General features: G+C 63.9%; 9 protein-coding genes. 2 read left to right on the top strand and 7 right to left on the bottom strand.

The features are described 5' to 3' along the window. Positions 1 to 96: 96 nt before the first annotated feature. The 5 genes from WMC41_RS06840 to clpP all read right to left on the bottom strand — a co-directional run bounded on the left by WMC41_RS06840 (position 97) and on the right by clpP (position 8138). Positions 97 to 2292: an esterase-like activity of phytase family protein gene (locus WMC41_RS06840; RefSeq protein WP_432347429.1), complete on the bottom strand. Its 2196-nt coding sequence runs from the start codon at positions 2290 to 2292 to the stop codon at positions 97 to 99. 188 nt (positions 2293 to 2480) lie between these two features. Further along, positions 2481 to 2756, bottom strand: coding sequence for a DNA-binding protein HupB (hupB, locus tag WMC41_RS06835; RefSeq protein ID WP_023516583.1), 276 nt, complete (start codon positions 2754 to 2756; stop codon positions 2481 to 2483). Positions 2757 to 2961: 205 nt separating this feature from the next. Next, on the bottom strand, positions 2962 to 5385 hold the full coding sequence (gene lon / locus WMC41_RS06830; protein ID WP_244765855.1) for an endopeptidase La: 2424 nt from the start codon (positions 5383 to 5385) through the stop codon (positions 2962 to 2964). 556 nt (positions 5386 to 5941) lie between these two features. Then, positions 5942 to 7219 carry an ATP-dependent Clp protease ATP-binding subunit ClpX gene (gene clpX, locus WMC41_RS06825; RefSeq protein WP_064329747.1) on the bottom strand — a complete coding sequence of 426 codons (1278 nt, stop codon included), beginning with the start codon at positions 7217 to 7219 and terminating at the stop codon, positions 5942 to 5944. Positions 7220 to 7505: 286 nt separating this feature from the next. Then, entirely contained in the window at positions 7506 to 8138 is a 633-nt protein-coding gene (gene clpP, locus WMC41_RS06820) for an ATP-dependent Clp endopeptidase proteolytic subunit ClpP (RefSeq protein ID WP_244765856.1), read from the bottom strand. Between the two features lie 275 nt (positions 8139 to 8413). Between clpP and ggt the strand changes: the two genes are divergently transcribed. Then, positions 8414 to 10165: a gamma-glutamyltransferase gene (gene ggt / locus WMC41_RS06815; protein WP_432348289.1), complete on the top strand. Its 1752-nt coding sequence runs from the start codon at positions 8414 to 8416 to the stop codon at positions 10163 to 10165. A gap of 2 nt (positions 10166 to 10167) precedes the next feature. Here the strand turns inward: ggt and WMC41_RS06810 are convergent, their stop codons facing one another. Then, a complete protein-coding gene (locus WMC41_RS06810; RefSeq protein WP_432347426.1) occupies positions 10168 to 10554 on the bottom strand; it encodes a type II toxin-antitoxin system VapC family toxin in 387 nt (128 codons plus the stop codon). Then, positions 10551 to 10796 (bottom strand): type II toxin-antitoxin system Phd/YefM family antitoxin, encoded by a 246-nt coding sequence (locus WMC41_RS06805; RefSeq protein WP_244766006.1) that lies wholly within the window; start codon positions 10794 to 10796, stop codon positions 10551 to 10553. The genes WMC41_RS06810 and WMC41_RS06805 overlap by 4 nt, the downstream gene beginning before the upstream one ends. Positions 10797 to 10876: 80 nt before the next feature. On the opposite strand from WMC41_RS06805, the gene WMC41_RS06800 reads away from it, so the two are divergent. Continuing rightward, positions 10877 to 12145 (top strand): cytochrome P450, encoded by a 1269-nt coding sequence (locus WMC41_RS06800; RefSeq protein ID WP_432347424.1) that lies wholly within the window; start codon positions 10877 to 10879, stop codon positions 12143 to 12145. Positions 12146 to 12151 lie beyond the last annotated feature (6 nt).

Here is a 12151-nt window from a genome sequence, read left to right as displayed (position 1 = left end):
AAGCCGGGATCGCAGGATCCCGGCTTTTTTCGTTCCTGCTTTCGGCAACCCGCCCCTCTCCCCGCCTGCGGGAAAAGGGGCGGTGATGCACGCAGCCTACATGGCGTTCATCGGGCCGATGCCGAAGAACAGCGTCTCGCCGGAGGAATCGTCCACGCCGTCATTGTCGGTCACGAGAAAGCCGTTGCCGGCGGCATCGATGGCAAAGCCCTCGACCTTGTCGACGACGAAGCCGTTGGTGGCGCCCTTGAGGTCCGGGATGAGGTCGCGGACCTCTTCCTTCCTGACGACGGGCAGGTCGCCGCCGAGCGCGGCCGGCTTCAGATCGGCAAGCGCCACGCGGTAGAGCTTCTTCAGCCTGGCCGCCTGGCCGATCAGGTTGTCGCGCTCGATGATATAGGCATGCTCGCCGTTCACGGTGATTTCGGAAAGGCCGACCCAGCCGCTTTCCGTCTTTTCGAGCGGGTAGCGCACGGCACCCCATTCCTCCGAGGAGGGCTTGTAGGAGACGAGCTTCACGAAACCCTTCTCGTCATCGCCCCATTCGCGCTGCATGGCCATCCACAGCACCTTGTCATCGCCTTCGCCGACGCTGGTGATGCCTTCGAAGCCGAAGCGCTTCTCGCCGGCGCGCAGCGCGGCGGGAATGGCGATTTCCTTCTGGATCTCGCCCTTTTCGTTCACGTGGATGATGGCGTGGCTGTAGAGCTTGTCGGCATCACCTTCGTTGGCGAGCCAGAAGCCGCCCTCGCCGTCCGGCGTCACGCCTTCGCTGTCGAGCTTCTGGGCGGCCGCGCCATTGCGCGTGATGCGCAATGCATCGACGATCCTCGCCGGCTTCGCGGTGGCGTCGATCGTGAAGATCGTCGGCTGCGCGGCGTAGAAGGAATCGTTGACGGCATAGAGCATGCCCGGCTTGTCCTTGACCGGGGCAAGGCCCGAGAGGGCGCCGAAGCCGATCAGCTCGCCGTCCTTGTCGGTGGAGACGATCTGCGGATAGGCAGCCTCCCCTTCCGCATGCTCATAGATCATGACATGCGAGCGGGCGCCGCCGTCCTCGACGAGGTCGGTCTCGTTGGCGGTCACGAAGAGGTTGCGGCTCGCAATGGCGACGGCGCCTTCCGGGCCGACGCCCGAGGGCAGCAGCTGCAGAAGCTCGGGCTCGCCGCCGGTATCCTTGTAGACGCCGACGATCGAGGCACGCTCGGCGAGCACGAAGAACAGGTTGTCGTCGCCGAACCTGGCCGCTTCCATGCCTTCCGGCTCGACGCCCTTCTTGTTGCGCTTGTCCGGGTAGTGGCCGATCCTGGCGATCTCGCGCTCGAAGCCGGCACCGTTCTCGTAGAGAACCTTGCCCTGCTTGTCGAAGATGGTGAAGCCGCGCGCACCGCCCTTCCAGTCGCCTTCATTGGCAACGACCAGGCGGTCGTCGTCGAGCCACTTCACGGCGTCGGGCTCGCGGGCGACATCCTTCATCTCGCCGGTGAACTTCAGGGCGCCGTCCTTCCTGGTGTCGATGCCTTCAAGGTTGACCGTGCCGGCGGAGAAATGGCTCTTCACCGTGCCGGTCCTGCCGTCGACGACGACGATGTGGTTGTTTTCCTGCAGGGTGACGGCGACCTCGTCGAGGCTGTTGAAGGCGACGAATTCGGGCTCCGGATCCTCACCCGCGACATCGGCAAGGCCGGTCAGCGCGACATGCTTGACCGAGCCGCAATCGACGATGCCGTCCTTGAGGGACAGCAGCACGAGATCGCCGGCCGGCATCTGCGGGATGGCGCCGTCATTGACCTCCTCGTCGCGCTCGTTCTCGATGGCGATGGCGGCGATCGTCCTGTCCTTGTTGAGGGCGATCGAATCCGGCTGGCCGCCGAGATCGCAGGTCGCCTCGATGGCCTTGGAAGCGAGATCGACCTGGGCAAGGACGCCCGACGGCTTCACGAAGCTCTCGCGCGTGTTGATGGCGACGAGCGCCTTGCCGGCCGCGATCGCGACCGAGGTCGGCTCGCCCTCGAAGGAAAGGGAGCCACCGGCCTTCGGGGCCCTGGCGTCGGTGATGTCGATGAAGCCGATCGCCTTGTTCGGGCTGTCGGAATAGACGAGCGTGTTGCCGTCCTCGGAGGCGGCAATGATTTCGGACGAGGTCGGCGTCGCCCTGTCCACGCCCTCCGGCAGGTTGTCGGCGACGGCGAAGGACGCAATGCGATTGAATACGGGCTCGGCGCTGGCGGCAGGGGCCACCGATGCGGCGAGGACCGCCGCGAGGGCGGCGGTGATCGAACGGGTTTTCATGAAATCCTCCGGGATCCGGTCAAAAGGAACCCGGCGGTTCTGAGGCTTTCCTGTTACAGGCCGATGACATTTCGGCGACAGTTCCGCTCCTTCTCCCGCAAATAAAAAGGGGCCCGGAAGAACCGGACCCCGACCCTGAACTTCAGGTTTGGCGGCGGAGTGGATAACCGCTCTGCCCGAACCAAGGATCAGCCGTTGACGGCGTCCTTCAGGCCCTTGCCGGCCGAGAACTTCGGCACGTTGCGTGCCGGGATCTCGATCTCGGCGCCGGTCGAAAGGTTGCGGCCCTTCGAAGCTTCGCGGCGCGATACGGAGAAATTGCCGAAACCGACGAGACGAACGTCGCCGCCGTTCTTGAGTTCGCCCTGGATCGTCTCGAAAACGGCGTCGACAGCAGATGCTGCGTCCGTCTTGGAGAGGCCAGACTTCTCAGCCACTGCGGATACGAGTTCATTCTTGTTCATGTTTCCACCCCTTTCATACGGTTTGAAACGACTCATACAAGTCGGGGGCAGAATACGCATCGCCCCTCGCCTCGCAAGAAAATTTCGTCGCAAAACCCTGAGAATCCGGGCTTTACACACGCTTTTCAACGAAAAAGACCGGCCGAACGGCCGGTCTTTTCCCGTTTCGCTCCAAAATGCCGGATGCTTTACCCGGCATAAAGGCTCAATGCGCGATCGCGCCGGTGCCCTCGTCGGTCGATTCGACCGCCGGAACCTTGGCATCCTCGACCGTGCCGTCCCACTCGATCGGCTCGGGCCGGCGGACCAGCGCATGCTTGATCACCTCGCCCATGCGGGTCACCGGGACGATCTCCATATTGTTCTTCACATTGTCCGGAATGTCCGCCAGGTCCTTGGCGTTTTCTTCCGGGATCAGCACCTTCTTGATGCCGCCGCGAAGCGCGGCGAGCAGCTTTTCCTTCAGGCCGCCGATCGGCAGCACCCGGCCGCGCAGCGTCACCTCGCCCGTCATTGCGATGTCCTTCGAGACCGGGATGCCGGTCATGATGGAGACGATGGCGGTCGCCATGGCGATGCCGGCGGACGGGCCGTCCTTCGGCGTCGCGCCTTCCGGCACGTGCACGTGGATGTCGGTCTTGTCGAAACGCGGCGGCTCGATGCCGAAATCGACGGCGCGCGAGCGGACATAGGAGGCCGCCGCCGAGATCGATTCCTTCATCACGTCCTTCAGGTTGCCGGTGACGGTCATGCGGCCCTTGCCACCCGGCAGGCTGACGCCTTCGATGGTGAGCAGCTCGCCGCCGACTTCCGTCCAGGCAAGGCCCGTGACGACGCCGACCTGATCCTCGCGCTCGGCTTCGCCATGGCGGAAGCGCGGAACGCCGAGGAAGTCGTGGATGTTGTCCGCCGTGACCTCGACTGTCTTCGACTTGCCCTTGATGATCTCGGTGACCGCCTTGCGGGCGAGCTTCATCAGTTCCCGTTCGAAGTTTCTGACGCCCGCCTCGCGGGTATACTGCTGGATGACCGCCATCAGCGCGCCGTCGGTGACCGAGAATTCCTTCGGCTGCAGCGCGTGGTCGCGGATCGCCTTGGGCAAGAGGTGCCGCTTGGCGATTTCCAGCTTTTCCTCTTCCGTATAGCCGGCGATGCGGATCACTTCCATGCGGTCCATCAGGGGCGCGGGAATGTTCAGCGTGTTCGCCGTCGTCACGAACATGACGTTGGACAGGTCGTATTCGACTTCCAGGTAGTGATCCATGAAGGTCGAGTTCTGTTCCGGATCGAGCACCTCCAGCAGGGCCGAGGACGGGTCGCCGCGGAAATCCATGCCCATCTTGTCGATCTCGTCGAGCAGGAAGAGCGGGTTGGACTTCTTCGCCTTCTTCATCGACTGGATGACCTTGCCGGGCATCGAGCCGATATAGGTGCGTCGATGGCCACGAATCTCGGCCTCGTCGCGCACGCCGCCGAGCGCCATGCGGATGTATTCGCGGCCGGTCGCCTTGGCGATCGATTTCGCAAGCGAGGTCTTGCCGACGCCCGGAGGGCCGACGAGGCACAGGATCGGCCCCTTGATCTTGGTCGAGCGGGCCTGCACGGCAAGATATTCGACGATGCGCTCCTTGACCTTGTCGAGGCCGAAATGATCCTCGTCGAGGATCTTTTCCGCCGCATTGAGGTCGGTCTTGATCTTCGACTTCTTGCCCCACGGAATGCCCGTCAGCCAGTCGAGATAGTTGCGCACGACGGTGGCTTCCGCCGACATCGGGCTCATCTGGCGCAGCTTCTTCAATTCGGCGTCCGCCTTCTCGCGGGCTTCCTTGGAGAGCTTGGCCTTGGCGATCTTCTCTTCCAGTTCGGCCATCTCGTCACGGCCGTCCTCGCCGTCGCCGAGTTCCTTCTGGATCGCCTTCATCTGTTCGTTGAGGTAGTACTCGCGCTGGGTCTTCTCCATCTGGCGCTTGACACGCGAGCGGATGCGCTTTTCGACCTGCAGGACGGAGATTTCGCCTTCCATGAAGCCGAGCGCCTTTTCAAGGCGCAGCTTGACGCTCGTCGTCTCCAGCATTTCCTGCTTCTCGACGATCTTGATGGACAGGTGCGAGGCGACGGTGTCGGCGAGCTTCGAGTAATCCTCGATCTGGCTCGCGGCGCCAACGACTTCGGGCGAGATCTTCTTGTTGAGCTTCACATAGTTCTCGAACTCGGAGACGACCGAGCGCGACAGCGCCTCGATCTCCACCGGGTCCTCGTCCGGCTCGGCCAGGACATGGGCCATCGCCTCGTAGAACTCGTCGCGTTCGGTGTAACCGTCGATCTCGGCGCGCGCACGGCCTTCGACCAGCACCTTGACGGTGCCGTCGGGCAGCTTCAGGAGCTGGAGCACGTTGGCGACGGTGCCGATGCGGTAGATGGCGTCGACTTCCGGGTCGTCGTCGGAGGCGTTGATCTGGGTGGCAAGCATGATCTGCTTGTCGGTGCCCATCACCTCCTCGAGCGCGCGGATCGACTTCTCACGGCCGACGAACAGCGGGACGATCATGTGCGGGAACACCACGATGTCGCGCAGGGGCAGGACCGGGAAGGCCGTGGAGTCGTGCGACGCAGACGTCTTTTTCGTCATGTCATTTCCTTTCAAACGTCCCGTTTCCGGGAACCGGTCCATTCGGCGCTTGGGGTGCCGGGCCGGCGATCTTTTCCATCCACAAGTGGCGTGCGGTTAACACATTTTCAAGCCCGGTTGCAGAGTGCCCCACTCCACGACGGACAAGCGAACCAGCGACAGGAAGTGTAGTCTTCCGCGCTGTCGCGGAACTTGCGGCCTTCCCCCGGCGGGACCGCCGGAGCATACACAGCACAGAATCGACGCCTTCCATTCTGGCCCGGTGCAGACCGTTTCGCAACGGCTCGACGAAGCAGTGGAAGCTTGCCCATCATGCCCCTTCCCGCGGCACGCGACCAGTCACGAAATGTCACCAGGCGACGCAAACGAAAAGACCCGCCGCGGCGGGTCCTTATTGATGGCAACCTCAGCCCACCCTCACCGTCATCCTCGGCCTTGAGCCGAGGATCCATCGGCGTGCTCGGAGCGTGGATGGTCGGGTCAAGCCCGACCATGACGGAAGAGAGGTTGCGGCACTTGATCGACGTGCTGGCGTGCGCCTCATTCCAACAGCCGATCAGGCCGAAACGTTGGCCTTCTCGTCGGAACGCTCCGAATAGATGTAGAGCGGACGGGCAGAGCCCTTGACGACCTCGTCGGAGATGACGACCTCGCGCACGCCTTCCAGCGTCGGCAGCTCGAACATCGTGTCGAGCAGGATCTTCTCCATGATCGAGCGCAGGCCGCGCGCGCCGGTCTTGCGGACGATCGCCTTGCGGGCGATCTCGCGCAGCGCGTCCTCGTGGAAGGTCAGTTCCACGTCTTCCATCTCGAACAGGCGCTGGTACTGCTTGACGAGCGCGTTCTTCGGCTCCGACAGGATCTGGATCAGCGCATCCTCGTCGAGGTCCTCCAGCGTCGCCAGGACCGGCAGGCGGCCGATGAATTCCGGGATGAGGCCGAACTTCACCAGGTCTTCCGGCTCCAGCTCGCGCAGAACCTCGCCGACGCGGCGGTCTTCCGGCGCACGCACCGTCGCGCCGAAGCCGATAGAGGTCTTCTCGCCGCGGGCGGAGATGATCTTGTCGAGGCCGGCAAAGGCGCCGCCGCAGATGAACAGGATATTCGTCGTGTCGACCTGCAGGAATTCCTGCTGCGGATGCTTGCGGCCACCCTGCGGCGGTACGGAAGCGACCGTGCCTTCCATGATCTTCAGAAGCGCCTGCTGCACGCCCTCGCCCGAGACGTCGCGCGTGATCGACGGGTTGTCGGACTTGCGCGAGATCTTGTCGACCTCGTCGATATAGACGATGCCGCGCTGGGCGCGCTCGACATTGTAGTCGGCGGCCTGAAGCAGCTTCAGGATGATGTTCTCCACGTCCTCGCCGACGTAACCGGCTTCGGTCAGCGTCGTGGCGTCGGCCATGGTGAAGGGCACGTCGATAATGCGGGCGAGCGTCTGGGCGAGATAGGTCTTGCCGCAGCCCGTCGGGCCGACCAGCATGATGTTCGACTTCGCCAGTTCCACGTCCGAGCCCTTGGCGGCATGCGCCAGGCGCTTGTAGTGGTTGTGCACCGCGACCGACAGGATGCGCTTGGCCTGCTGCTGGCCGATGACATATTCGTCGAGGACCTTGATGATATCCTGGGGCGTGGGAACGCCGTCGCGGGATTTCACCATCGAGGTCTTGTTCTCCTCGCGGATGATGTCCATGCACAATTCGACGCATTCATCGCAGATGAACACGGTCGGTCCGGCAATCAGCTTGCGGACCTCGTGCTGGCTCTTGCCGCAGAAGGAGCAGTAAAGGGTATTCTTGGAGTCGCCGCCGTTGCTGCCGCTGACCTTGCTCATGTCACTATCCTTCCAGCACGCCGTTCATCTTAGACAAGATGGCCGGACCACTCAAACCGCCTTTGCCGGAAGCGTTCTCGCCGTCCTTCAAAGGCTCCAGGGGTACTGACCGGAAAAGGGTTTCCCCAAACCGGTGGCAACGAATCCCCCACCGAACACCGAATGCTAGGCCGTTACAAATCAACATAGCATTAACGGCCAATATTAACGGCTTTGCCGTGCGGATAAAGCCCCGCGACCATTACAAATGCGTCACAATAACTTCATCCGCGGCAAAAGCATGGCGTCACGCGCCCTCGACGCCCTCGATCGCCTCGCGGCTGGTGATGACGCGGTCGACCAGACCCCAATCCTTCGCCTCGTCGGCGCTCATGAAATGGTCACGGTCGAGCGTCTGTTCCACCTCCTCATAGGTGCGGCCGCAATGCTTGACATAGACCTCGTTCAGCTTGCGCTTCATCTTGAGGATGTCCTTGGCATGGCGCTCGATATCGGACGCCTGGCCCGAGAAGCCGCCCGAGGGCTGGTGCACCATGATGCGGGCGTTCGGCGTCGCGAAACGCATGTCCTTGTGGCCGGCGGCCAGCAGCAGCGAGCCCATCGAGGCGGCCTGGCCGATGCAGAGCGTCGAGACGGCCGGCTTGATGAACTGCATCGTGTCGTAGATCGCCATGCCCGAGGTGACGACGCCGCCCGGCGAATTGATGTAGAGCGCGATCTCCTTCTTCGGGTTCTCGGCCTCGAGGAAGAGAAGCTGCGCGCAGACGAGCGTTGCGATGTGATCCTCGACGGGACCCGTCAGGAAGATGATGCGCTCCTTCAGGAGGCGCGAATAGATATCGTAGGAACGCTCGCCGCGGTTGGTCTGCTCGACGACCATCGGCACCAGAGCCATGGCGGTATCTACGGGATTTCTCATGTCAATCCTTCATCGGTGTGGCCCTGAAACCCTTCGCAAGCGTTGGGAATCAGCAAGTTTCGTCTTCCCTACATAGAGTGTGAGGGTGGCGGACTTCAAGACAGGTGCGCGTTTTGCGGCGCTCTATGCGAGAATGCAGTTAACTGACGCAACGGGCGGCGGCGATTTCCACAACCGGAGCGCCGGCAAGGTGAAGGAAGGGTGAATTCCGCCCCGGCCTTGCCTCCCCCCGGCGATTGTCTGCACTATATCGTGCTCCAGCGGAGGCAGCCATGATGAAACGATCCCTCGTCGCCCTCGGGCTTCTTTTCCTGACATCGGCCGGGGCGCCCGCCCAGCAGGCCTCCGACGCCGTCGCGCCCGAACGGGCGACCGGCCTTGCGGCGGCCAAGGTCGCCACCGCGAAGACCCATATGGTGGCGGCCGCGCACCCGCTTGCGGCCGAGGCCGGCGAAAGGATCCTCGCGGATGGCGGCAGCGCGATCGACGCCATGATCGCCGTCCAGACCGTGCTCGGCCTCGTCGAGCCGCAATCCTCCGGCCTCGGCGGCGGCGCCTTCCTCGTCTACTACGACGCCGGGACCGGGCGCCTCACCACGCTCGACGGGCGCGAGACGGCGCCGATGGAGGCGACGCCCAAGCTCTTCCTCGACGACAAGGGGGCGCCGATGCAGTTCTTCGACGCCGTCGTCGGCGGGCGATCCGTCGGCACGCCCGGCACCGTCATGCTGATGCAGGAGGCGCACAACCGCTGGGGCCGCAAGCCCTGGAAGGACCTCTTCGCCCCCGCCGAAAAACTCGCCCGCGACGGCTTTGCCGTCTCCCCGCGCCTTGCCGGCCTGATCGCCGCCGAAGGGGACCGGCTGAAGACCTTCGAGGCGACCACCGCCTATTTCTTCGGCGCGGACGGCGCGCCGCTGAAGGCCGGCTCCATCCTCAGGAACCCGGCCTATGCCGAGACGCTTTCGGCCATCGCCGGCGGCGGCGCGCCGGCCTTCTATACCGGCGCCATCGCCCAGGGGATCGTCGATACGGTGCGCAGCTCGGGCAGCAATGCCGGCGTGCTCTCGCTCGCCGACCTTCGGAACTACCAGGTGAAGGAGCGCCGGCCGGTCTGCATCGCCTATCGGGCGCTCGACGTCTGCGGCATGGGACCGCCCTCCTCCGGCGCGGTCGCCGTCGGCCAGATGCTCGGCATGCTGGAGAATTTCGACCTCAAGGCGCTCGGCAGGGACAATCCGGAAAGCTGGCGGCTGATCGGCGACGCCCAACGCCTCGCCTTCGCCGACCGCGAACGCTACCTTGCGGACACGGATTTCGTGCCTGCGCCCATCAAGGGGCTCCTCGACAAAACCTATCTCGGCGAGCGGGCGAAACTGCTCGACGGCGACAAGGCACTCGCCGGCGATGCCGTGGCAGCGGGCAGGCCGGAATGGGACCACGCCTTCAGTTTTGGCCGGGATGCCGCGCTCGAACTGCCCTCCACCAGCCATTTCGTCATCGTCGACAAGGCGGGCAATGTCGTCTCCATGACGACCACCATCGAGAACGGCTTCGGTTCGCGGCTGATGACCGGCGGCTTCCTGCTCAACAACGAGCTCACCGACTTCTCCTTCAAGACCCATGACGAGGGCCTGCCCGTCGCCAACCGCGTGGAGCCCGGCAAGCGCCCCCGCTCCTCCATGTCGCCGACCATCGTCATGAAGGACGGCAAGCCCGTTCTGGCCATCGGCTCGCCCGGCGGCAGCCAGATCATCGGCTATGTCGCCCAGGCGCTGATCGCCCATATCGACTGGGGCATGGATGTCGGCGCGGTCGTCTCGATGCCCCATCTCGTCAACCGCTTCGGCCCCTACGACCTCGAAGCCGGAACGGACGCGGAAAAGCTCGCCGAACCGCTGAAGGCCCTCGGCTACGAGGTGAAGCTGAGTGAAATGAACTCCGGCCTGCACGCCATCGCCATCTCCCCCGACGGCCTCACCGGCGCTGCCGATCCGCGGCGGGAGGGGATTGCGGTCGGGAAATAGGGTCAGACGAGGCGGACAGGTCCGCCATAGTCGGCAACGCGTGCATCCGCCGTCAGCAACAGCAGGCCCTCATGTTTCGCCTGCGCGATGAGGATGCGGTCGAAAGGATCGCGGTGCAGGTGCGGCAGGTCCGCCACGGCGATGGCATGGCCGGCGATGATCGGCAACTCGATGTAACCGTTATCGACCAGGCCGCGCCGCAGCCGCGCGGCGTCCGCCTGGAAATCCTCACGGCCGAGGCTCGATTTGATGACCACTTCCCAGAGGCTCGCGACGCTGAAATAGAGGACGTTTTCCGGATCCGCCATAAGCGCCGTCGCGGCCTCGCTGAGGCGCTCCGGGCTCGACGCCGCCCAGAGCAGCAGGTGCGTATCGATGAGGAGCTTCATTCTTCACCGGAAAACTGCCGGGCGATCTCATCCTCGCCCATCCGGTCGAAATCGTCGGGAACCGTCAACTCCCCGCGCAGAAAGCCGAAACGGCTCGTCTTGCCCTCCCCCACCGGTTCGAGCGGCACGACTTTGACCATCGGCTTTCCCGCCTTGGCGATAACGAAACTTTCCCCCTTCGCCGCCTGCTCGACCAAGCGTGAAAGGTTGGTCTTCGCATCATGGATGTTGACCGTACGCATCGCCTTCCCTATGGACTTAGTCCGATAAACTTAGTCCATTGCTTTGGATAAATCAAATTCCGGTTTCACCCGACGCCGGTATGCGCTACCCATCGATCATGACGACGACACACTTCCCCTTCCTCTCCATCGATCCCGCCAGCCGCCGCGTCTCGCTCGACGGCCGCAATCCCGATTTCTACCGCGATCCGAACCCGGTTTACGCGGCGCTGCATGCGCACTGTCCCACCTTCTGGTGGGAAGAGCAGAAGATGTGGTACTTCACCGGCTACGACCATGTGAACGGCCTCCTGCGCGACCGCCGCTTCGGCCGGCAGATCCTGCATGTGGCGACGCGCGAGGAACTGGGCCTGCCGGAGCCGCAGCCGCACCTGACGCATTTCGACGCCGCCGAAGCCTGGTCGCTGCTGGAGCTGGAGCCGCCGGAACACACGCGGCTGCGCACCCTCGTCAACCGCGCCTTCGTCTCGCGCATGATCGAGAAGCTGACGCCGGAGATTTCCGCGCTCTGCCACGAGGCGATCGACCGGTTCGAGAAGGACGGGAAGGTCGAACTGCTCACCGCCTTCGCCGACATCCTGCCGGTGACGATGATCGCCCGCATGATCGGCATTCCCGACGAGATGGGGCCGCAGCTCCTGAAATGGTCGCATGCCTATGTACGCATGTACATGTTCGGCCGCACCCACGCGGACGAGATCGCGGCCGACAGGGCGGCCGAGGAATTCTCCGCCTATGTCCGCGGCGTCATCACCGAGCGCCGGGCGGACCCGCGCGACGACCTGCTCTCGCACATGGTGCATACGGAGCACCGCGGCCAGGTCCTGACCGAGGACGAGCTGATCTCCACGACCATCGTGTTGCTCAATGCCGGCCACGAGGCGACGGTGCACCAGATCGGCAACGCCGTGCGCGCCATCCTGGAAAACGGCGCCGATCCTTCCGTGCTCTTCGCCGACGGGAAGGCGACGGAGCGCACGGTCGAGGAATGCCTGCGCATCTCCGCGCCGGTGCACATCTTCGACCGTTTCGCGCTGGAGGATGTCGAACTCGACGGCATCCATTTCCGCCGCGGCGACAAGGTGGCGATGATCCTCGCGGCCGCCAATCTCGACCCGAGGAAATTCACCGATCCCCTCGTCTTCAAGCCGGACCGCAACGAGGGCGCCAACCTCTCCTTCGGCGCCGGCATCCATTTCTGCATCGGCGCCCCGCTCGCAAGGCTGGAGCTCAACATCGCCCTGCCGATCCTCTTCCAGCGCCTGCCGGGACTAAGAATCGCGCAGAAGCCCGTGGTGAAGGATGTCTACCACTTCCACGGGCTGGAGGCGCTGGAGCTGGAATGGTGAGGCGCT

It is taken from the genome of Shinella yambaruensis (assembly GCF_050859155.1).
Classification (GTDB): Bacteria; Pseudomonadota; Alphaproteobacteria; order Rhizobiales; family Rhizobiaceae; genus Shinella; species Shinella yambaruensis.
The sequence above is the reverse complement of the archived record's forward strand: the minus strand, read 5'-3'. Positions and strand labels throughout refer to the sequence as shown.

Bases quoted from the DNA above. Each gene is read 5' to 3' on its own strand.
- WMC41_RS06840 (WP_432347429.1), bottom strand. From the start codon at position 2,292: ATGAAAACCCGTTCGATCACCGCCGCCCTCGCGGCGGTCCTCGCCGCA.
- hupB (WP_023516583.1), bottom strand. From the start codon at position 2,756: ATGAACAAGAATGAACTCGTATCCGCAGTGGCTGAGAAGTCTGGCCTC.
- lon (WP_244765855.1), bottom strand. From the start codon at position 5,385: ATGACGAAAAAGACGTCTGCGTCGCACGACTCCACGGCCTTCCCGGTC.
- clpX (WP_064329747.1), bottom strand. From the start codon at position 7,219: ATGAGCAAGGTCAGCGGCAGCAACGGCGGCGACTCCAAGAATACCCTT.
- clpP (WP_244765856.1), bottom strand. From the start codon at position 8,138: ATGAGAAATCCCGTAGATACCGCCATGGCTCTGGTGCCGATGGTCGTC.
- ggt (WP_432348289.1), top strand. From the start codon at position 8,414: ATGAAACGATCCCTCGTCGCCCTCGGGCTTCTTTTCCTGACATCGGCC.
- WMC41_RS06810 (WP_432347426.1), bottom strand. From the start codon at position 10,554: ATGAAGCTCCTCATCGATACGCACCTGCTGCTCTGGGCGGCGTCGAGC.
- WMC41_RS06805 (WP_244766006.1), bottom strand. From the start codon at position 10,796: ATGCGTACGGTCAACATCCATGATGCGAAGACCAACCTTTCACGCTTG.
- WMC41_RS06800 (WP_432347424.1), top strand. From the start codon at position 10,877: ATGCGCTACCCATCGATCATGACGACGACACACTTCCCCTTCCTCTCC.